General features: G+C 66.3%; 18 protein-coding genes. 6 read left to right on the top strand and 12 right to left on the bottom strand.

Translation table 11 applies throughout. The annotated features are described in order from the left end of the window. Window positions 1-206: 206 nt before the first annotated feature. Window positions 207-1,403, top strand: a complete 1,197-nt coding sequence (locus ACT86A_RS24285) for an NAD(P)-dependent malic enzyme (protein WP_445094513.1) — start codon at window positions 207-209, stop codon at window positions 1,401-1,403. Window positions 1,404-1,675: 272 nt separating this feature from the next. On the opposite strand, the gene ACT86A_RS24290 is transcribed toward ACT86A_RS24285, so the two are convergent. From ACT86A_RS24290 to ACT86A_RS24305, 4 genes are read right to left on the bottom strand one after another with little or no spacing between them, the layout of a single operon-like run. After that, complete coding sequence (locus ACT86A_RS24290) at window positions 1,676-2,392, bottom strand: ABC transporter permease (RefSeq protein WP_445094514.1); 717 nt, start codon at window positions 2,390-2,392, stop codon at window positions 1,676-1,678. Continuing rightward, window positions 2,389-3,057, bottom strand: a complete 669-nt coding sequence (locus ACT86A_RS24295) for an ABC transporter permease (protein WP_445094515.1) — start codon at window positions 3,055-3,057, stop codon at window positions 2,389-2,391. Before ACT86A_RS24295 ends, ACT86A_RS24290 begins: the two co-directional genes overlap by 4 nt. Window positions 3,058-3,070: 13 nt before the next feature. Continuing rightward, a complete protein-coding gene (locus ACT86A_RS24300) occupies window positions 3,071-4,219 on the bottom strand; it encodes an ABC transporter ATP-binding protein (RefSeq protein WP_445094516.1) in 1,149 nt (382 codons plus the stop codon). 32 nt (window positions 4,220-4,251) lie between these two features. Further along, window positions 4,252-5,184, bottom strand: coding sequence for an ABC transporter substrate-binding protein (locus ACT86A_RS24305; RefSeq protein ID WP_445094534.1), 933 nt, complete (start codon window positions 5,182-5,184; stop codon window positions 4,252-4,254). A 196-nt stretch (window positions 5,185-5,380) separates the two neighbouring features. On the opposite strand from ACT86A_RS24305, the gene ACT86A_RS24310 reads away from it, so the two are divergent. The 3 genes from ACT86A_RS24310 (at window position 5,381) to ACT86A_RS24320 (ending at window position 8,982) form a co-directional block, all read left to right on the top strand. Continuing rightward, the gene (locus ACT86A_RS24310) at window positions 5,381-6,274 is read left to right on the top strand and encodes an ABC transporter substrate-binding protein (RefSeq protein WP_445094517.1); all 894 of its coding nucleotides are present in this window, start codon (window positions 5,381-5,383) and stop codon (window positions 6,272-6,274) included. 513 nt (window positions 6,275-6,787) lie between these two features. Further along, the gene (locus ACT86A_RS24315; RefSeq protein ID WP_445094518.1) at window positions 6,788-7,486 is read left to right on the top strand and encodes a PadR family transcriptional regulator; all 699 of its coding nucleotides are present in this window, start codon (window positions 6,788-6,790) and stop codon (window positions 7,484-7,486) included. An 11-nt stretch (window positions 7,487-7,497) separates the two neighbouring features. Then, window positions 7,498-8,982 (top strand): DHA2 family efflux MFS transporter permease subunit, encoded by a 1,485-nt coding sequence (locus tag ACT86A_RS24320; protein ID WP_445094519.1) that lies wholly within the window; start codon window positions 7,498-7,500, stop codon window positions 8,980-8,982. 43 nt (window positions 8,983-9,025) lie between these two features. Here the strand turns inward: ACT86A_RS24320 and ACT86A_RS24325 are convergent, their stop codons facing one another. The 5 genes from ACT86A_RS24325 to ACT86A_RS24345 form a co-directional block, all read right to left on the bottom strand. Then, window positions 9,026-9,652, bottom strand: a complete 627-nt coding sequence (locus ACT86A_RS24325; protein WP_445094520.1) for a Uma2 family endonuclease — start codon at window positions 9,650-9,652, stop codon at window positions 9,026-9,028. Window positions 9,653-9,749: 97 nt separating this feature from the next. Next, a complete protein-coding gene (locus tag ACT86A_RS24330) occupies window positions 9,750-11,300 on the bottom strand; it encodes a molybdopterin-dependent oxidoreductase (protein ID WP_445094521.1) in 1,551 nt (516 codons plus the stop codon). A gap of 228 nt (window positions 11,301-11,528) precedes the next feature. Then, a complete protein-coding gene (locus ACT86A_RS24335) occupies window positions 11,529-13,322 on the bottom strand; it encodes an AMP-dependent synthetase/ligase (protein WP_445094522.1) in 1,794 nt (597 codons plus the stop codon). Window positions 13,323-13,643: 321 nt separating this feature from the next. Then, the gene (locus ACT86A_RS24340; protein ID WP_445094523.1) at window positions 13,644-14,474 is read right to left on the bottom strand and encodes an SDR family NAD(P)-dependent oxidoreductase; all 831 of its coding nucleotides are present in this window, start codon (window positions 14,472-14,474) and stop codon (window positions 13,644-13,646) included. Then, window positions 14,471-16,015, bottom strand: a complete 1,545-nt coding sequence (locus ACT86A_RS24345; protein WP_445094524.1) for a flavin-containing monooxygenase — start codon at window positions 16,013-16,015, stop codon at window positions 14,471-14,473. The genes ACT86A_RS24340 and ACT86A_RS24345 overlap by 4 nt, the downstream gene beginning before the upstream one ends. 70 nt (window positions 16,016-16,085) lie before the next feature. Here ACT86A_RS24345 and ACT86A_RS24350 point away from each other — a divergent pair, with 70 nt between their 5' ends. Together ACT86A_RS24350 and ACT86A_RS24355 are read left to right on the top strand one after the other, a co-directional pair. Continuing rightward, on the top strand, window positions 16,086-16,718 hold the full coding sequence (locus ACT86A_RS24350) for a TetR/AcrR family transcriptional regulator (RefSeq protein ID WP_445094525.1): 633 nt from the start codon (window positions 16,086-16,088) through the stop codon (window positions 16,716-16,718). A 140-nt stretch (window positions 16,719-16,858) separates the two neighbouring features. Then, complete coding sequence (locus ACT86A_RS24355; protein ID WP_445094526.1) at window positions 16,859-18,610, top strand: nuclease-related domain-containing protein; 1,752 nt, start codon at window positions 16,859-16,861, stop codon at window positions 18,608-18,610. A 277-nt stretch (window positions 18,611-18,887) separates the two neighbouring features. Here the strand turns inward: ACT86A_RS24355 and ACT86A_RS24360 are convergent, their stop codons facing one another. The 3 genes from ACT86A_RS24360 to ACT86A_RS24370 form a co-directional block, all read right to left on the bottom strand. Then, on the bottom strand, window positions 18,888-19,373 hold the full coding sequence (locus ACT86A_RS24360; RefSeq protein WP_445094527.1) for an SLOG cluster 4 domain-containing protein: 486 nt from the start codon (window positions 19,371-19,373) through the stop codon (window positions 18,888-18,890). A 355-nt stretch (window positions 19,374-19,728) separates the two neighbouring features. Next, window positions 19,729-20,289 (bottom strand): hypothetical protein, encoded by a 561-nt coding sequence (locus ACT86A_RS24365; RefSeq protein ID WP_445094528.1) that lies wholly within the window; start codon window positions 20,287-20,289, stop codon window positions 19,729-19,731. Between the two features lie 6 nt (window positions 20,290-20,295). Next, a partial coding sequence (locus ACT86A_RS24370; RefSeq protein ID WP_445094529.1) for a hypothetical protein occupies window positions 20,296-20,675 on the bottom strand: 380 nt, incomplete at its 5' end.

The following is a 20,675-nucleotide window of genomic DNA, read 5'->3' on the forward strand; positions in this document are numbered from 1 at the left end:
TGCTGTCCGGACGCACCCGTTCGGTTCTTGCTTCGCGACAAGTTCCGCGCCCTGCCGTCGAGATTTCGGCAAGCCTGTGTTCGCTTGCTCGCAGCCATATCGAAAGATCCTGGTCACCGCACTCGATGAGCGTAGTGAACGTCTTGTACCCATTACCGGGTGGTAACCGTCCCCCGGTTTAGCCCGACCCGTGCAGGAGTGAAATCGTGTCACCTGTGACTGACGCACCGAATGCCACCGCCAGCGTTTCCGAAATCACCAACGACGAAATTTTCGCTGGACATCTCGACGGCAAACTCTCGGTCGAACTGAGCGCGCCCTTGGAGACTCAGCGCGACCTCTCGATCGCCTACACTCCGGGCGTTGCGCAGGTCAGCCGGGCGATCGCGGAGGACGTGACGCTGGCCAAGCGCTACACCTGGACCGACCGGCTCGTGGCGGTGGTCAGCGATGGCACCGCCGTGCTCGGCCTCGGTGACATCGGCCCGCGTGCCGCGCTGCCGGTGATGGAGGGCAAGTCCGCGCTGTTCAAGAAGTTCGCCGGGCTGAACTCGATCCCGATCGTGCTGGACACCAAGGACGTCGACGAGATCGTCGAGACGCTGATCCGCCTGCGCCCGAGCTTCGGCGCGGTGAATCTGGAGGACATCTCCGCACCCCGTTGCTTCGAGCTCGAAAAGCGGGTCATCGAGGCGCTGGATTGCCCCGTGATGCACGACGACCAGCACGGCACCGCCATCGTGGTGCTCGCCGCCCTCAACGGTGCGGCCAAGGTGCAGGGCCGCGGCACCGAGGAACTGAAGGTGGTGGTGTCCGGCGCGGGCGCCGCCGGTGTCGCGTGCACGAACATCCTGCTCGCCGCGGGTGTCCGGGACGTGACCGTGCTCGATTCCAAGGGCGTCGTGAGCCGTGACCGCAGCGACCTCAACGAGGTGAAGACCGAACTGGCCACGCGCACCAATCCGCGCGGCCTCGTCGGCGGCGCGGCCGAGGCGCTGGCGGGTGCCGACGTATTCCTCGGACTGTCCGCCGGTTTGATCGCCGAGGAACTGATCGCGTCGATGGCGCCGGAGTCGATCGTGTTCGCGATGTCCAACCCGGACCCGGAGATCCACCCCGCGGTGGCCCGCAAGCACGCGGCGATCGTGGCCACCGGCCGCAGCGACTTCCCGAACCAGATCAACAATGTGCTGGCCTTCCCGGGCGTCTTCAAGGGTGCGTTGGACGCGGGTGCGCGCCGGATCACCGAGGGCATGAAGATCGCCGCGGCCGATGCGATTCTCAGCGTCGTCCTCGACGAGTTGGGCCCGGATAAGATCGTCCCCAGCCCGCTGGACCCGCGGGTCGCTCCGGCCGTGGCCGAGGCGGTCGCGGCCGCGGCTCGCGCCGAGGGCGTCGCGTAGCGCGCTGTGCACTGATCAGCCGAAGGGCGCCCGTTGACATGAACGGGCGCCCTTTTGCCTACCGTGTACCGAGGCAAGAGAACCGGATGGACAGCCGCCCGGGTGATGTTGCGCTGCCACCGGAAACGGCCTGCCCGCACCGCGACACAGGCGTTCGATCTGCTGGATGAACTCGCGGCCGCCGACATGACGGTGCCGGACATTGTTGTGGCGCTTCGTGTCGTCGATTATCGAACCGCCCCATTCGAAATCGTCCCGGCTGCCACGGCGGATCAGTCCGGGAGCAGCGCTGGAGCCGCCGATGACTGCGTGACGGGCTTCGTGCCGCGCAAACGGGCGGTTCCCGGTGTGCTCACCCATACTATGAACGCCAGCAGACCGTCCAGCAACATCGCGAGGACCGCGACCAGCAGTGCGCCCACCAATACTCGGTCATAGCGGTAGAGGCTGATGCCGTCGAAAATGTAGCGGCCCAGTCCACCCAGGTTGACGTAGGCGGCGATGGTCGCGGTGGCCACCACTTGGAGTGTGGCGCCCCGCAGGCCGGTGAGCAGGATGGGCAGCGCATTGGGCACTTCCACCCGGAACAGGATCTGCCGTTCGGTCATGCCCATGGCGCGCGAGGCGTCGACGACATCGGCCGGGACGTTGGCGATTCCGGCGTACGCGCCCGCCAGCAGTGGCGGGATGCCGACCGTGACCAGCGCCAGCAAGGGGGGAATCAGGCCGAGTCCGAGCAGCAGCACCACGAACGTCAGCAGGCCGAGCGTCGGCAGCGCACGCATCGCGTTGGCGAAGCCGACCACCGTGGCCGCCCCGCGCCGGGTGTGGCCGACGACCAGGCCGAGCGGCACCGCGATCGCCGCCGAGACGGCGATGGTCAGGAAGCTGTACCACAGGTGCTGGAGGATGCGGGTTTCGATACCCGATGGTCCGCCCCAGTTGGCGCCATCGGTGAAGTAGTGCCAGGCGTCGATGAAAAGGTTCATGCGGCACCGCCTTTCGCTTTCCCGCCCCCGGCATCCGCGCGTACCCACGGTGTCGACCAGCGGCCGAGGGCGTACACCACGCGGTCGGCGACCACCGCGAGCGCCAGCGTCACGATGATGCCCGCGACGACCTCGTCCGGATAGTCACGCTGATAGCCCTGGGTGAACAGCTTGCCGAGGCCGCCGACGCCGATCAGCGCGCCGACCGACACCATCGCGATATTCGTCACCACCACCACCCGCAGACTGGACACGAAGACCGGGACGGCCAGCGGCATGTCCACGGTGAGCGTGCGGCGCAGCGGACCGTAGCCGACCGCGTCGGCCGCGTCGAGCACGGTGGCGGGCACCGAATCCAGGGCTGCGGGAACCGCGATGATCAGCAGCGCGGTGGAGTACAGGGTCAGCGCGATGATCACGTTCAGCGGATCGATGGCCGAAATCCCCAGCAGCGGTGGAATGATCACGAACAACGCCAGTGACGGAATCGTATAGACCAGGCTCGCCGTGGTCACCGTGACCCGCCGCAGCCACGCCACCCGCCGCACCAGCGCGCCGACCGGAACCGCGATCACCAGCGCCAGGAGCAGCGGCATCAGCGCAAGGTAGAGATGGGTCGCGGTGAACCCCATGATCTCCGGGAAATTCTCGACAAGGTATGTCATATCGCGGTCGCCCTTACGGCACGTGCTGTTCGAAGAAGTGCCGGTTGCGTTCGGCGTCCTCGTGCGCACGCTGGCCGGCCAGCTGCTCGAGTACCTCGGTGGCCAGCACGCCGCCGCGCACCGCGCCGGAATCGTCCACGGCGACACCTATTCCGGACGGCGAGGAGATCGCGGCGTCCAGTGCCTGGCGCAGGTCACCGGACGGGGTGAACAACGAACCGCCCGCCGACATGCTGTCGGTCAGCGGGTGCCCTGCGCGCAGGCCCTCGACGCCGGTCACGTCTACCCAGCCGAGTGGCTTACCCGCCGCGTCGACGATCAGCACCCACTCGCCCGCGTCCAGCCGCAGCGCGGTCGCGTCGCCCGCGACCGCCGTCCGGATCTCGTGCAGCGCAACGTTCTTCGCGGTGCGGAAGGACAGCCCGCGATACCCGCGGTCGCGGCCGACGAAATCGGCGACGAAATCGGTGGCGGGCTGAGCGAGCAGATGGCGCGGCGGGTCGTATTGCTGCAACACGCCGCCACGGCCGAACACCGCGACTCGATCGCCGAGGGTGATCGCTTCGTCGATGTCGTGGGTGACGAACACGATGGTCTTGTGCAATTCGGCCTGCAGTCTTTGCATTTCGATCTGCAAATCGGCGCGCACTACCGGGTCGACAGCGCTGAACGGCTCGTCCATCAGCAGAATCGGCGGGTCCGCGGCCAGCGCGCGGGCCACACCGACGCGCTGCTGCTGCCCGCCCGATAGTTGCGCCGGGTAGCGTCCGGCCAGCGACCGATCCAGCCCGACCCGGTCCAGCACCTCCAGCGCGGCGGCTCGGGCGGCGCGGCGCGAGTCACCACGCAGCACCGGGACGGTCGCCACGTTGTCGACGACCGTCCGGTTCGGCAGCAGGCCACCGCTCTGGATGACGTACCCGATGCCGAGCCGCAGACGCACCGGATCGACGGTCGAAATATCCTGACCGGCAATGGTGATCGTGCCGGAGCTGGGGACGATCATGCGGTTGATCATCCGCATCGAAGTCGTCTTACCGCAGCCGGAAGGACCGACGAAAACGGTGAACGAACCGGATTCGATGCGCAGGTCGAGATCGGTGACCGCGTGGGTGCCGTCCGGATAGGTCTTGCTGATACCGGTGAACTCGATATCGGACAATGCTGTTTCCCTCCCTAGCCGATTTTCCCTCCCTAGCCGATCGGCTTGTTCAACCCCTGGGCGGCGACCCAGGCCGCGGCCGCGGCTTTCGGCTCGGTCTTGCTCGCGCCCGAGACGGCCTCGTTCAGCTTGATCAGCTCCGCGGTGGTGAGCTTGGCCGACACCGCGTTCAGCGCGGCCAGCGCCTTGTCCGACTTCTTCGCCGCGTTGAGCAGCGGAACAACATTCTGGGCGGGGAAATTGTGCTTCGGGTCTTCCAGCACCACCAGATTGTGCTGCGCGATGGCGGGCGAGGTGGTGAAGATGTTGGCCGCGGTCACCTGCCCCTCGACCAGCGCACGCACCGTGGCGGGCCCGCCGCCGTCGGCGATCGGCACGAAATTGTTCGCGGCGATGTCGAGGTTGTAGTTCTTCCTCAGGCCGGGCAGACCGCCCGGACGCTCCTGGAATTCGGCGGGCGCGCCGAACTTCACCTCGGCCGAGTGCGCGGCCAGGTCGCCGATGGTGCGCAGGTTCCAGCGTTCGGCGGTGGCCCGGGTGACCACCACGGCGTCGGAATCCTCGCCGGGTGCGGGCTTTCCGATGACCAGGCCGGAGCCGAGCGCCGCGCCGAGCGCGCTGTCGACGTCGGCGGCGCTGGTGGCGGTGGCGTTCTTGTCCAGGTACTGCAGCAGATTGCCGGTGTACTCGGGAATCACCGAGATGGCGCACTGCCGCACCGCCGGGATGTAGGCTTCGCGACTGCCGATATTGAGCTTGGTGTCGACCGCGAACCCGTTGACGCGCAACACCTCCGCGTACACATTGGCGACGGTTTCGGACTCCGGGAAGTTCGCCGAGCCCACGATCAGGCCATCTCCCGCACAGCTGCCGCTGGTGGCCAGCGGATCGGAATTGCCACACGCGGACAGGACCATCGCGGCGGCGAGGGCCGCGGCGGCGGCGAGGACGCGGGCGGCACGCAGCGCCAGGCGCAGCGTGGGGCGCTGATGCCCGACAGCATCGAGGGCGCGGGTGGTTTTCACGGGAGTCCTTCCGACCTGACGGCGGTGCGCGGTCTCGGTGCCGAGCGGCCGCCGGTACATTCTGGGTGTCCATACTGCCCGCTTCCGGGTTTTTTCGTTGACTGTGTCGAATTCGTCGGAGAGTTGGTGTCGCCGGATGGTGTTGGCCGCGTCACAGCGGGTGCTGGCTCGATTTCTGGTCCTTGCGTCCGTCGCGCTTGTCGTATCCTGCGGGAACGACGAGTCCGGGAGGTCGATCACGGTAGGGGCCGGCGATTCGGCGGAGTCGGTGGTGCTCGCCGAAATTTATGCGGGCGCGCTGGCGCGTACCGGTGCGCGTACCGCGGTCGTGACGCGTCTGGGCGGCCGGGCGGACTACCTCGCCGCGCTCGACGCCGATCGGGTCCAGGTGGTCGGCGAGCACACCGGCGCGTTGCTGGCCCATCTCGACGAACACGCGACCGCCCGCCCGCCGGCGAAGGTGGCGCAGACGTTGAGCGCCGCGCTGCCCGAGGGGCTGGTGGTCTCCGACATCGCCGACGGCGCAGATCTACGGCCGCGGGTGGTGCTCACCGCGGCGGCGGCCGCACGCGGCGATCTCCGGTCCGTGGGCGATCTCGCACCTCGTTGCGCGGGCCTGACCGCAGGCGTTGCGCCGGCGCCGGGTTTGCTGCCGCGTCCGGCGGCGCTCGATCGGGTCGCCGGGTGCGACTTCGCGTCCACGATGACTTTCCCGGATCCGGCCGCGCTGCGAAAGGCATTGCTGGACGGGCAGATCCAGGCGGGCCTGCTGACCGGCCCGCCCGAGCTCGCGCCGGACGCGACGGATGGGCTGACCGAGCTGTCCGACGACGACTATGCCGTGCGCGCGGAGAACGTGCTGCCGCTGTTTCGGAAAGGCGTGCTCGACCAGCGGCAGATCAAGAAGTTGAACTACGTCGCGGGTGAACTGACCACCGGCGATCTGGCCGCCATGATCCGGCGGGTCCGGGATGACGGCGTCGTGCCGGGCGACGTGGCCCGTGATTGGTTGGACGCGCACGCGCTGTAGGACTCTCGCTGTAGGACTCTATTGCACCCATGATTTGGTCGGTCGGATGGGCGGTCATACCAATTGATGTCGGAAATAGTGCGATAGTTGTCGCATCCGACACTGTCCCTCCCGGTTACGCTCGACCTAGGCTTCGTGTCACGGTCCGCACAGGGCCGGTATAAAGCCACGTGTATATCAGTTCCGCACCAGCAACGGCGCTGGTGGGAGCCGGCCGGTGCGGTCGGCTCCGCAACGGGCTGGATCGAGAGGCCATCGAGAGTTCATCTCGGTGGCCTCTCGTCGTGCGGGCTGATAGCGGGGTGGTTTCGCGGGTCCGGACCGGAGCGGTGTCGCCGATTTGCCGGCCCGGTTGCTGTTCGGTTGCATCCTTCTACTCCGCGTCGTATATTCCACACGGAATATACGACGCCGAGCATACCCGGTGTCGTGCGGCTCGGATCCAGTTCGCCGGCGGCCGACGGGCCGAGATCGCCGAACGGCGGAGATCACTGATCCAGGAGGCAACCAAGCATGGGACGGGCGCATTCACAGCTGACGCCGTTGGCGATCGCCGTGCTCGCGCTGCTCGAGGAACGGCCCATGCATCCGTACGAGATGTATCAGACGCTGATCGCCCGGCGGGAGGACAGGCTGGTCAAAGTGCGGCCCGGCTCGCTGTACCACACCGTGTCCCGGCTGGCCGAGCAGGAATTGGTCCGTGCCGAGGGCGTCGACCGGGCGGGTAACCGGCCCGAGCGCACCACCTACCGGATCACCGCGCGCGGCAGCGGCGCACTACGCGATCGCATCGCCGAGATCGTACGGCGACCGATTTCGGAATATCCGGTCTTTCCCGTGGCGCTGGGGGAGCTGCACAACCTGTCCAAGCCGGAAGTGCTCGCACTGCTGCGCGAACGAATCGGTGAGCTGGAAACACAACTCGCCGAGGCGGACATGCTGATCGCGTGGGCCGAGGAGCGCGAGATCCCCCGCCGCTACTGGATTGCCCTGCCATTCGTGCGGGCCACACTCGCCGCCGAAACAGCCTGGGTCCGGGAGTTCGCCGCCGAATTGGACAGCGGCGCGCTCGAATGGGAGGACATCGATCCCACTACCGGCGCGCGCGCCCGGCCGAGCGGGGCATCCGCCGCCTTCGGTAGCGCCGAGCGGCTGCCGGTGCCGGGCGGCGCCGTGGCGAACGCCCCGAGCTTGTCGAATGATTCGAGTTAGGAACGAAATACATGCCCACCGAACGCAATCCGTGGCCGGCGCTGCTCGCGTTGGTCGCCGGCGTCTTCATGATCCTGCTCGACATGACGATCGTCGCGGTCGCCAATCCAGCGATCATGACGGACTTGCACGCCGACATCTCCCAGGTGGTGTGGGTGACCAGCGCCTACCTGCTCACCTACGCGGTGCCGCTGCTGGTCACCGGCAGACTGGGTGATCGCTTCGGCCCCAAGAACATCTACCTCATCGGCCTCGCGGTGTTCACCGGCGCGTCGCTGTGGTGCGGACTGTCGGGCAGCATCGGCGCGCTCATCGCGGCCCGCGCCGCGCAGGGTGTCGGCGCCGCGCTGATGACCCCGCAGACCATGGCCGTGATCACCAGGACATTCCCGCCGAACCGGCGCGGCGCGGCCATGGGGCTGTGGGGCGGCATCGCGGGGCTGGCCACCCTGGTCGGCCCGATCCTCGGCGGCGTGCTGGTGGACGGTCTCGGCTGGGAGTGGATCTTCATCGTGAACGTCCCGGTCGGTGTGCTCGCCTTCGCACTGGCGGTCTGGCTGGTGCCCGCGCTGCCGACGCATGAGCACCGGTTCGACCTGCCCGGCGTGCTGCTCAGCGGCATCGGCCTGTTCCTGCTGGTGTTCGGCATCCAGGAAGGCAACAGCTACGACTGGTCGGCGCGGATCTGGCTGATGATCGGCGCGGGCCTGCTGGTGCTCACGGCTTTCGTGGTCAACCAGGCGCGCAACGCCGGTGAGCCACTGTTGCCGCTGGGCCTGTTCCGCGATCGCAACTTCGCGCTGGCGAACATCGCCATCGCCGCGATGGGCGCGGCGATGACCTCGTTGATGGTGCCGGCGTACTTCTACCTGCAAGCCGTGCGGGAGATGTCGCCGACCGAGTCCGCGCTGATCTTCGCGCCCATGGCGATCGGCAGCAGCATCGCGTCGCCGCTGATCGGCAAATTCGCCGACCGGCTGCACCCGAGGTGGGCACCCGCGATCGGCTTCGCCCTGTTCGCGGTGTCGGTGTTCTGGTTCTCGGCACTGATGCAGCCGAATTCGGCGCTGATCGGGTTCCTCGTCGCCGCCGGGGTGGCGGGGTTCGCCAACGGTTGCGTCTGGGGGCCGCTGTCGTCGATCGCGACGCACAACTTGCCGGTACAGCAGGCCGGTGCGGGCGCGGGCGTCTACAACACCACCCGCCAGGTGGGTTCGGTGCTCGGAAGTGCGGCGATCAGCGCTCTGATCGCGGCCAGGATGACGGCCAACGGCCTGGGTGGTGGTCAGGTCGCCGAGGGTGGCGCGGGCACGGGGCCCATTCCCGAGGTCGTGAAGGACGCCTTCAGCGCCGCGCTGGGTCAGTCCACCTTGCTTCCCGCGGGCATCCTGCTGATCGGCGTCATCGCCACGGTGCTGTTCGTCCGCCATGCGCGGTCCGCTCCCGCCGCCGCACCGACCGCAGCGGAACCGGTGAAGGCCCATCTCGGCAGCTGACCCTGGTGCTGCCGGTCCCCGGGAAAATGTTCCCGGGCGGGCATCAGCGGGTCAGCACCCCCAGCCGAGTCCAGTCGATCTCGATCTCGATCGGCACATCGATCACGGTCTGTGAATCGGTCGGCTCCAGCTTCGCGTGCGGTCGATAATGGCCGAGCGCATGATCGAGTACATAGACCTCGATCGAATCGACGCGATTATTCGACACCCAGACAATCCAGTACCACGGGATCCCGGCCGTCGCGTACTCGGCGAGCTTGTGGACCGTGTCGACACGCTCGGTGCCCGGTGCGACGACTTCGACCACTAGCTTGACCATGGAAGCGGGTAGCGGCCGCACTTCAGCCGGAGCACATTCGAACAGTGCGATGTCCGGCCGCCGAATTGTCACCCTCGGCAGCTCCCACAGCAGCACATCGAAGTCCATATCTACGTCCAAGCAGCCATCACGGTATCGGCCGACGTGCGCTTCGGCGGCGGCCTCGACGAAGTCTGCGATCCGGCGAGCGGACTTCTGATGCGGCCGCGTAGGCGACTCGCCCCGAACGGCTTCCCCGTTCACGACCTCCACCAAGCGGCAGAAATCCTCAGGAAGCTTCTTCCAGATCTCCACCGTGATCGGCGCCGGCTGCAGGTTTTCTGCCCGCGCCCAATCCAAGACTTCGGACATTGCTCCCTCGAACGGCCGACGACTACCGGGGTCGCTCGATCGAGCCCGGTCCAGAATTGTTCAGTACCTGCAATTGCGCGACCATCCGGGTTGCGATTCAACCCACGCTGACGGCGACTGAAGGGTAGCCGGTGGCTCCATCAGGGATGACATCCCGGCGTTCGGCAGTCTGAATTTCGCCGGTGCCATCGGTGGCGCGGGCGCGGATGGTGTGCGGCCCCGCGTCGGCGTCCCAGTCGAAGACCCACTGGCGCCACGTGTCCACGGACTGTTCGTCGGACAGGTGGGCCGGTTGCCAGGGGCCGTTGTCGATTTGGATCTCTACGGTGCCGATGCCGCGATGCTGTGCCCACGCGATGCCGGCGATCCGAACGCGGCCCGGCGCAAGACGCTTGCCGTCACGTGGGGTGTCGATGCGGGTGCCGGTCTTGATCGGACCGAGCGCCGACCAGCCGCGACGTGTCCAGTAGGCGGTGGCGCGGTCGAAGCGGGTGACTTCGAGTTCGGTCACCCATTTGGTGGCCGAGACATAGCCGTAGAGACCCGGCACGACGAGCCGGGCCGGGTACCCGTGCCGCACCGGCAGGGGTTCGCCGTTCATGCCGACTGCCAGCAGCGCGTCGCGTCCGTCGGTGAGTACCACGAGCGGAGTACCCGCGGTCCAACCGTCGGTGCTGTGCGAGAGCACCATGTCGGCATCCGGGTGCGGGCCGGCCTCGGCGAGCAATCGGTCCAGGCGATAGCCGAGCCAGCGCGCGTTGCCGATCAGGTCGCCGCCCACCGGATTCGACACGCAGGCCAGGGTGATCAGCTTTTCCTCCACCGGCCGATGCGCCAAATCCGCCCAGCTGAGCCGGATTTCGCGGTCCACCATGCCGTGGATGCGCAGCGACCAGTCATCCTTGGACACTTGCGGAACGATCAGTGCGGTGTCGATCCGATAGAAGTCGTCATTGGCGGTCAAGTACGGCGTCAGTCCGGGGACGCGCAGATCCGCACCGGGCGGGAGGGGCGCGGCCGGCGCGGTCGGCTCCGGCAATCGCACCGCTGCCCGTTCACCCGACACGTCCCGCCGCCGCGATCCCAGCAGCCGCCCACCGACACCCGTGACCACGGCCAGGCCACCCGCTACCAGCAGCCCCTGCAGGACATCTCGCCGTTGCGGGCCGGACACCCGTCGCTGCCCGGTGTCGGTCCGTGCCGGCGATGTGGTCTGCGGCGCGACCGTGCGGTCGATCCGCCGGGTCAGCACGCGCAGCGCGTAGATACCGATGGCAGCGCCGACCACAGTCGGCAACGCGCCGACAAGCCCGTTTTGGGTCGCAGCTACACCCGCGGCGAGCACGGCGAACGTGACGAACAACCATGATCCCGCCGGGCGCGTGCCGCGCTCGACCGCTCCCGCCAGCCCGGCGACGACCAGAGCGATGACGGCCATGATCAAATACAGCACCGCTTTGTCGTTGGTGCCGAAAGTGGCAATGGCCCACTCGCGCAGATTGTCGGGTGTGTGGTCGACCACGGCCGAGCCGAGCGCATCGAGCGGCGCTGTGCCAGGGCCGATGAGCGCCGCGAGCAGTTCGGCGACACCCAGCACCAATGCCGCCGAGACGATCCCGGCCACCATCCGCAGTCGCGCCTCGGGCATGGCATCGAGCCTACTTTGTTCGCGGCGACGGCCGCGACCACCGCCCGGGGTGCCGTGCCTGCCGCGATTCGCCGGACGCGGCGGTTGTCGGTCGTCCGGCGAAGGCTCTGCTTGGTGTTCTCGACGATGTCGGTGCCGATGGGGTCGACCATCTTGCGTCCCGGCTTCGGAACGCGAAAGGCGCTGTCCGCGAACGATCTTTGCGGACAGCGCCGCCCGGAAACCAGCTCAGCGGTAGATATTCGCCACGTCGTCGGCGTGCTGCTTCAGCACGATCGCGCGCCTGAGCGACAATTTCGGGGTGAGCTCGCCGGTCTCCTGGGTCCAATCGGTGCTCAGCAGCCGGACCTTCTTGATCTGCTCGGCGTGCGAGACCTTCCGGTTGGTCTCGGCCACCGCGGCATCCACCTCGGCGATCAGATCCGGGTGCTCGATCAGCTGCTCGATCGAAGTGTCGGCGGGCAGGCCGTGGCGTTGTTTCCAGCCGGGCAGCGACTCGGGGTCCAGCGTGATCAGCGCACCGATGAACGGCTGCGCGTCGCCGACCACCAGCACCTGACCGATCAGCGGGTGCGCCCGCAGCGAGTCCTCCAGCAGCGCGGGGGAGACGTTCTTACCGCCGGCGGTGACGATGATCTCCTTCTTGCGGCCGGTGATGGTGATGAACCCGTCCGCGTCGATGGCGCCGAGGTCACCGGTCTTGAACCAGCCGTCCTCGAACGCTTCCGCGGTGGCCGCCGCGTTGCCCCAGTAACCATCGAACACGACCGAGCCGCGCAGCAGCAGCTCGCCGTCGTCGGCGATCTTGGCGGAGTGGCCCTCGATCGGGCGCCCGACCGAGCCGACCCTGAGGTGCTCGGGGGTGTTCACGGCGATGGCGGCCGTGGTCTCGGTGAGGCCGTAGCCCTCATAGATGGTCACGCCGACGCCGCGGAAGAAATGGGCGAGCCGCGCGCCGAGCGGGCCGCCGCCGGACACGGCCGCCTCGCATCGGCCGCCGAGCGCCGCCCGCAACTTGGCGTAGACCAGCTTGTCGAACAGCGCGTGCTTCAGCTGGAGCACGACGCCCGGTCCGCCGGTGTCGAGCGCCTCGCTCCACGCGATCGCGGTAGCCGCGGCCGCGTCGAAGATCTTGCCCTTGCCGCCGTCGTGCGCCTTCTGCTTGGCGCCGTTGAACACTTTCTCGAACACGCGGGGGACCGAGAGGATGAAGTGCGGCTGGTAGCTGCCGAACTGCTCGACCAAGGTGGACCAGTCGGAGGTGTGCGCGACGGTCACTTTCGCGTCGAACGCGGCCAGCGCTACCCCGCGGGCGAAGACGTGCGCCAGCGGCAGGAACATGAGGGTCTTCCTGCCCTCGGTGACGTACTTCGGCAGCGCGAGCCGATCGGACTTGGACTCCGCGTAGAGGTTCGCGTGGGTCAGCATGACGCCCTTGGGCCGGCCCGTAGTGCCCGAGGTGTAGATCAGGGTGGCCGGCGACTGCGCGCCGACCTGGGCGCGCCGGTCGTGCACAACCTGGTCGTCCAGGTCGGCGCCGCGGCTGATCAGTTCGTCCAGCACGCCCTGGTCGATTTGCAGGATCTCCCGCAGATCCGGCAGCGATCCGGACTCGATATCGTCGATCACCTTGCGGTGTTTGTCGCTGTCCAGGATCAGCACCCCGGTGGCCGAGTCCTGCAGGATCCACTTGGCCTGCTCGGCGGAGGAGCTGTCATAGATCGCGACGGTGCAGCCGCCCGCGGTCCAGATCGCGAAATCGAGCACGGCCCATTCGTACCGGGTGGGGGCCATGATGGCGACGCGATCGCCGAGTTCGATGCCGGTGGCGATCAGGCCCTTCGCCACGCCGGTAACCGTTTTCGCGAACTCCGCGGCCGTCACGTCGCGCCAGCCGCCACTGCCGTTCGGCACATTGAACAGCACCGTGGTCGGTGACTGCTCGGCGTGGCGGAAGACGTTGTCGGAATTGTTCGCGTCGTCCGGAATGGTGTAGGAAGCCGGGACTTCGAACTCTCGCATCAGTGCCCTTCCACGTGGATTTACTCGCCAGCAATCTACGACACCTGCGCTGGGGTCGTCGGTCGGCGACCGAAATCGGCTCCGCACACTACCGCCCGATACGGACCGCTCTGCTACTTATCCTAGTTCGCGCAGGACCGCACGTTCGATACCTTCGGGCAGGAGCTCGGCAAGTTCGCGCGCCGCAACCGCGAGCGTGCCTACTCGGCCGCTACGCTGGAATAACGCTCGAGCGAACGCCAACGACTCATCGAGCATGACCCGGCCGCGCGACGGGCAGCGGAAGGTCGATGTGCCGCACCGTCGTTACCCGAATTCGAATCAGGGCAAGAAGCGGCGTTCGGCGTTGGCGGCGATCCGCTGGTACCCCGCCGCGGTCACGCGGACGAACAGGTCCAGCAGCTTGGCCTCCCAGCCGATCAGGACGCGCCCGTGGCCCTTGCGCACGCCCTCGGTGATGGTCTGCGCCGCCATCTCGGCGGTGTGGGTGGCCAGCTTCTTGTCGAACATCGCCGCGGCCGACTCGCCGTCGATACCTTCGGCATAGGTGGCGTTGCGGGCCACTGCGGTCTTGATGCCGCCGGGGTGCACACAGGTGACCTTGACCGGGTGCCGCGCGACCAGCATCTCCTGGCGCAGCGACTCGGTGAAGCCGCGCACCGCGAACTTCGCCGCGTTGTAGGCGCTCTGGCCGGGGATCGCGATCAGGCCGAAGAGGCTGGACACGTTGACGATGTGACCGTCGCCGGACTCGATGAGCATCGGCAGGAACGCCTTGGTGCCGTTGACCACGCCCCAGAAATCGATGTCCATGACGCGCTCGAAGTCCTTGAACTCCGAGCGGAGCACCGAGCCGTGGTGGGCGACGCCGGCGTTGTTGTAGACCTGGTGCACCGTGCCGAAGTGCGCTTTGACCGCGTCGGCGTAGCGCAGCACCGCGTCGCGTTCCACCACGTTCAGCCGGTCGGATTTGACCTCGGCGCCGAGTTGCTCGCAGCGGCGCGTGGTCTCGGCCAGGCCGTCGACGTCGATATCGGACAGCGCCAGCTTGGCGCCGCGCCCGGCCAGGTTCTCCGCCAGCGCGCGACCGATCCCGGAGCCCGCTCCGGTGATCACACAGACCTTGTTCTCGAAGTAGGCGTCGCTGCTCACTGTGCCACCGCTTTCAGGTCGGATCGGGAATGGGAGACATCGTAGGCCGACACGTCGAATGTCCTCGTCTGGCGCCGGAATTCGAAGCTGAAGTCCGGCCACAGCGTGGTGTTGTTGCCGTGCTTGTCCAGGTACCAGCTCGAGCATCCGCCGGTCTGCCAGACCGTGCGGGCCAGCTTCGCCTGCAGGCCGGCGTTATAGGCATCCTGCGCGTCGCGGCGTACTTCCACAGTACGCAGGCCCAGACGGTCGATGGTGGCCAACGCGTCGGCGATGTAATTGATCTGTGATTCGATCATGTACACCATCGACGTGTGCCCGAGGCCGACATTCGGGCCGAGCAGGAAGAACATATTGGGGAAGTTGGCAATGCAGGCGCCCTTGTAGCCCTGCTGGCCGAACTCGTCGAACACTTCCGAGAGGACGCGGCCGTCGCGGCCGGCGACCGTGTCGTTGGTCGGCGAGTCGGTGACGTGGAAGCCGGTCGCCACGATCAGCGCGTCGATCGCACGCTCGGTGCCGTCCGCGGTGACGATCGAGTTCCGGCGCACCTCGGCGATGCGCTCGGTGACCACGTCGACGTTCGGACGCGACAACGCGGGGTAGTAGTCGTTGGAGATCAGCATGCGCTTGCAGCCGATCCGGAAATTCGGCGTGACCTTGGCGCGCAGCCGCGGATCGCGAATCTCGTAGTGCAACTTGGCTTTCGCGAGCATCTCCAGCACCTGTAGCAGGGCGGGCGCCTTGGCCAGGCCGATCACCTGGGTCTCGCGCGCGGCGTAGATGGCGGCACGGGACAGGCGCTGAAAGCCAGGTACATGCTTGAAGGCAAGTCGCTCTGCCTTGGTATACGGGCGATCCAGCCGCGGCAGAATCCACGGTGCGGTGCGCTGGTAGACGTCCAGGTGGCGGACTTTCCCGGCGATCGCGGGCACGATTTGAATGGCCGAGGCGCCCGTGCCGATGACGGCGACCCGCTTGCCGGTCAAGTCGACATCGTGGTTCCAGCGGGCGGAGTGGAAGACATCACCTTCGAACCGGCCGATGCCTTCGATATCCGGCAGCGCGGGTTCGCACAGGGCGCCGACCGCCGAGACCACTGTGTTCGCGGTGAACCGGCCCTGAGCCGACTCGATCTCCCAGAGCGCGGCGTCCGCATTCCAGCGGGCGCCGGTCACGTCGCAATCGAAGACGTGCTTGTCGCGCACGCCGAAGCGCTGGGACACATCCCGAATGTACTGCTGGATCTCGTGCTGGCGCGAGTAGGACCGCGACCAGTTCGGATTAGGCGCGAACGAGTACGAGTACAGGTGCGAGGGGACGTCGCAGGCCGCCCCGGGATAGGTGTTGTCGCGCCAGGTGCCGCCGACATCGCTGCCACGCTCCAACACCAGGAAGTCGTCGCGCCCCTCCTTGACCAGCCGGATGGCCAGACCCAGGCCGGAGAATCCGCTGCCTATGATGATCGTCTTGGCGTGGCGCGTGGGTCGGTCGGCGGCAACTCGGTCGGTGACAGCATTGTCTGTGACCATGCGACTCATATAACCGAGACTACGGTCCTACTGAACGCTGGTCAACAGACTGTTGATCAGCGTTCAGTAGGATGATCCGGTGACCATCAGCCAAGGGGAGACCGCCAAGCGCACTCGGCTGAGCCCGGACCAGCGGCGCGCGCAGCTGATCACCCTCGGCACGAAAATGCTCGGCGAGCGCTCCATCGACGACATCTCCGTCAGCGAGATCGCGGCACAGGCCGGCATCTCCCGCGGCCTGCTGTTCCACTACTTCCCGACCAAACAGGATTTCCAGCTGGCGATCGTGCGCAACGCCAACACCGAACTACTCCAGCACGTCGCCCCGGACCGGTCCCTCGGCGTATTCGAGATGCTGCGCGACTCGATGGAGCGTTACATCGACTACGTCAGCGCGAACCGCAACTCCTACCAGGCGCTGCTGCGCGGCCCCACCAGCGTGAGCCCCGATTTGGCCATGCCGCTCGATCAGACGCGCGACGCCATCATCGACATCATCCTCACCGAGGCCCCGGTGTCCATCGCCGACGCCGACCGCCCCCGACTGCTGCTCGCCATGCGCGGCTGGATCGCGTTCGTGGAGGAAACCACGCTCACCTGGCTGCGCACCGAGCCCATTTCCCGTGAGCAACACATCGACCTGCTGGTGGAATCCCTGATCGCCATAGCGTTTTCCGTCGACCCGGCATTGGCGGCTGCTCTGCGGAGTTGACCGCTGCCCATCCGTCGCACTGAGCGTGCCGTTTCGTCGCCAAATACCCGCTATTACAGTGTCTTTCGCGTTTTCGTAGGATATTGCGCCGAATACCGTTGAGTGGTCGGTTGTATGGGACGCGATGGAGGTGGCCGCTGATGCTGGTCATCAACGAACGAACGACGGCACCGCGATCCGAGCAGCGCGTGCTCAACTGGATGCGCGGGTGGACCGGGCAGTACGTCATTGTCGGACTGGCGATCTCGGGGTGCTACCTACCCGACCGTGAGCGCGAGGACGAAACGCAGGAAGCCGATCTGGTGGTGATCACCCCCAGGGCGGCGATAGTGGTAGAAGTCAAGGGCACGGTAGCCGAAGCCCTGTCCGGCATCCTCACCGTCCGGGCCAACGGGCGCTGGCGGCTGTCCGGGTTCGAAGGCGACCCGATCCACGTGCGCGAGCAGGACCGAAGCCCATTCGACCAGGTGACGAACAACGTCTTCAACCTGAAAGAACTCGTGCGCAAGCACCAGGCCGACGCCTACGTCGACGGCCTGATCGTCGTGGTACCGCCCAGGGAATCGACTGTCACGTTGAACGTCGAATCGCGGCGCAAGGGTTGCGGGGTGGTGCTCGGAAACACCCCCGGCGAGCTACGTGCGTGGTTCCACCGGACCGCGAGCCGCAAGCTCATCTGGACCGCTGAACGGGTGCATGCTCTGCTCGGCGATTTGAACATTGCGGATCAGGTCAGTGTCGAAGACCTTGTGGCGGATGGGTTTCCGTCGCGTGGCGAGGCGGGCGCTGTGGTGTTCGAAGGAGCTCCATCGTTCGGCAGTGCGACGTCCGAAGAAGGCTCGGCCGCGGACGATGTGTCTTCTGATACGGACATTCTGCAGGCGCATTCCACTGTGGGACTCGAGCCGGACGCGCGGCGCGCCGAGGTCCCGGGTGTCTGGCGACCCACCCACGACAATCAGCCGGACGTGGTGCGAACAGAATCGGAACTCGGTGATTCCCAATCGACGTCACCGCCCGTGAGCGAGGATGCACGACAGGATGGGGCTATCGCGCCGGACCAGGCCACGTCGCCCGCCGCAACCGACGCGCGGGCGCTGCGCTCGGAACCTGTGGCAACAGTCGATCCTGGTCAGGAAAGCCGCCTACACGCGCACGGCCTGCCGCCGTCGATCGTGGATCGGCCGTCTTTTGTGGATCGGCAGTCGATCGACGTCGCGGACGAGTCGGAAAGTGGTGAGGCAGAGCCGATATCGCGGCCGGACGGTCCGCCCGCTGCGAGTATTCAGACGCACGGGGGCGAGCCGGAACCCTCGACACCGCAGCCTTACGCATCAGGACCTATCGCACCGGAACCCCTGCCATCGGTCGCAACGCCGGATTTCGCAGCGGCACCTTCGCTGTCGTCACCTTTCGCGGACCAGTGGTCGTCGTGGATCGAGTCCGACGCCCAGCCGTCGCGTCCGCGCTCCACACCGTCACCTCTGCCGAATCGACCGCGATCGTGGTCCGGCGACGAGACCGAAGCGCATCCACCCCGACGGCCCACCGCACCGCGCGTCGTTGCACGTCGACCACGCTTCGCCGATCTCCGGCAAACGATTGCCGTGCCCGCACGCACCCGCGAGACCGAGCAACTGCGCCCGCCCCGCCATCGCCCGCAGCAGATCGCCGCGGTGGCACTGATCGCGCTCGTCATCGGCACCATCTGGCTGCTCGCCGCCGCCTGCTCGACCCCCCACGGCGACGCAGTACACCAGACCCCATTACATTCATCGACCACCGAGCCACCGTCGAGCACCGAGGTCGTCCCACCGCCCCCGACCGTCACCCAGACCCCGGCTCGGTTCGATCTGCTGCCGCTGTGCCTCCCGTTCCGCTCCGATTGTTGACCTCGGCCGACACCGCAGTCCGTGCGATTCACCGAAATTGGTGGCAGCGTGGATTAGAGACGGGGAAGGGCGTTCCGACCTGCAAGATAATCCTTCTTTCTTAGGGAGCGAACCTGCTAGTCGCGCTTGATCAGGAGCTTCTTGAACACGGCGGCACGATGGCCATGATGGATCGGCTCGATCATCTCACCGGTGGCCCGTTCAATGCCGCGAACAAGGTGGTCGCCCCGTGGGGGACATAGTCGTGGGTGCGCCCGGGCATACCCGGCATCTATGCCTATCGACGCTGGACGGCGGATAGCGCAGCTTCGACAGCCGCCCGTGGGGTAGACGCGACCACGGCGGAGTCGACGGGTTTGCCGTCGCTGTCGAGGATCTGCCAGCCGCCGATCGAGACGATGGGAACGTTCCCGCGCCTGTTCGCCAGCGCCAGTTCGGACAGGGTGCCCCACGAGCCGCCGACGATGATCACAGCGTCAGCGGACCATACGAGGATGGCATTGCGTGCCTCACCCATGTTCGTGTAGAGCACTACGGACAGTCCTTCGCATGTGCGGTCGGGATCAGTGTCGGGCCGAACGCCGATCACTAGACCCCCGGCGGAGGACGCCCCTTCGGCTACTGCGGCCATCACGCCGGTTCCGCCGCCGCATAGGACAGTTGCGCCCGCTTCTGCGAGGAGTCTGCCGATTTTTCGTGCGTTCGTCGCTTCAATGTCGGTGGCATGCCGGGGACCGCATACAGCAACCTGGATCGGGGGCATCTCACTCCTTGCAGGCTGATTGTGCTGCTGGTGAACAGGCTAATCCGGCTGGGGCGTTCCTGCGCGACCCGCGTTGTGGCGGCGATTTGCGCAGTTTCGGCAGCACTGTGCAACGCCTTGGGCAGGTTGGCCCTGGATTAGGACGCCCGCTCTCCGAGAGCAGTTCAGTGGTGGTGCAATGACTTTGGAGTGCTGGCGGGTCCAGATGGTCAAAGGCGGCTACTACCGCGGCCACTCGCTGTCGTCGACGGTCCAGCCGACCCGTCTGAGCCATTCGAAATCGGCATCATCGGCTCCGATGACCTCGAGTGGGAGGGGTGACGGCGCCGCGGCCAGTGAGCGGCCGGAACAGCTATTAGTCGTCGGACGCCACCGCGAGAAGCACGGATTGCGCGGTTCTGTCGATGAGCACGATTTCATGGAATTCGATATGGATGTCGCCGTAATCATTCGTAGCCGATTTGCCGAGGTCGTCGAGTACATAACGGCTGGACGCTGCACTCGCGGGAGAAAACAACTGATGACCTATTGACTCCTGAAGTTGACGCGGCGCGTTTCCGCAACGCCCAACCCATTTTTCCAATATACCGACCACGGTCGATTCCCCGACCAAGCGGTACGAATCGGCAGATATCCGATCGAGCCAGTACGGTCCATGACGCGTTCCTTGCGGATCCACACCCCCTCCGACGTAATCATCCTTGAATTCGTCACTCGCGATCAGCGCGTTCAGTATCGATTTGTCGTCGGACGCAACTGCCGATAAATCGAATTTCTTCAGGTCGATCCATTGAAAACGATGGCTGCTTTCTGCGTCAAACTCGAAGTCGCGGAAATTTATGAACGATTGCCCATTATAACTGAGAACGTGCCCCGCCTTCACTTCCTGCCTCCAATCGCAATTGAACTCCTCCACAAAATATCACCCTTCGGGTATATGCCATCGCTTGATCGTAACACCGGGGACCTCGTTGAAGTCCAGGGTGGCTCCACCGGACTTGCTGAACGGTCGATAGGTGACGGTCGATTTGGGATCGCCAGAAATCTCCCAAACCTCGATATCCCCCTTGGGGGTCGATTTTACCTGAGGTGGGCCAAGCTTCTCGATCAATTCTTTGTGGGCCTGTTCCAGTTCCTCCCTTGAAACCAGCTGAACTCCAGCGGCATCCTCCTTGCCTATCAATTGTCCTGAATCGTTGGTAACTGCATCGTTGACTGCCGCCGCTTTTTGTTCGGTTGTCTTGGTGCCAGAGTTCGATCCCTCATTGTTCTCTGTCTTGCCATCACCGGTGGCGTCGTCAC

The sequence above is a fragment of the Nocardia glycosmidis genome (genome assembly GCF_052545115.1).

Excerpts from the sequence above, each read along its gene's own strand:
- ACT86A_RS24290 (WP_445094514.1), bottom strand. The coding sequence starts at position 2,392 with ATGAACCTTTTCATCGACGCCTGGCACTACTTCACCGATGGCGCCAAC.
- ACT86A_RS24295 (WP_445094515.1), bottom strand. The coding sequence starts at position 3,057 with ATGACATACCTTGTCGAGAATTTCCCGGAGATCATGGGGTTCACCGCG.
- ACT86A_RS24310 (WP_445094517.1), top strand. The coding sequence starts at position 5,381 with ATGGTGTTGGCCGCGTCACAGCGGGTGCTGGCTCGATTTCTGGTCCTT.
- ACT86A_RS24315 (WP_445094518.1), top strand. The coding sequence starts at position 6,788 with ATGGGACGGGCGCATTCACAGCTGACGCCGTTGGCGATCGCCGTGCTC.
- ACT86A_RS24320 (WP_445094519.1), top strand. The coding sequence starts at position 7,498 with ATGCCCACCGAACGCAATCCGTGGCCGGCGCTGCTCGCGTTGGTCGCC.
- ACT86A_RS24325 (WP_445094520.1), bottom strand. The coding sequence starts at position 9,652 with ATGTCCGAAGTCTTGGATTGGGCGCGGGCAGAAAACCTGCAGCCGGCG.
- ACT86A_RS24330 (WP_445094521.1), bottom strand. The coding sequence starts at position 11,300 with ATGCCCGAGGCGCGACTGCGGATGGTGGCCGGGATCGTCTCGGCGGCA.
- ACT86A_RS24335 (WP_445094522.1), bottom strand. The coding sequence starts at position 13,322 with ATGCGAGAGTTCGAAGTCCCGGCTTCCTACACCATTCCGGACGACGCG.
- ACT86A_RS24345 (WP_445094524.1), bottom strand. The coding sequence starts at position 16,015 with ATGAGTCGCATGGTCACAGACAATGCTGTCACCGACCGAGTTGCCGCC.
- ACT86A_RS24355 (WP_445094526.1), top strand. The coding sequence starts at position 16,859 with ATGCTGGTCATCAACGAACGAACGACGGCACCGCGATCCGAGCAGCGC.
- ACT86A_RS24360 (WP_445094527.1), bottom strand. The coding sequence starts at position 19,373 with ATGCCCCCGATCCAGGTTGCTGTATGCGGTCCCCGGCATGCCACCGAC.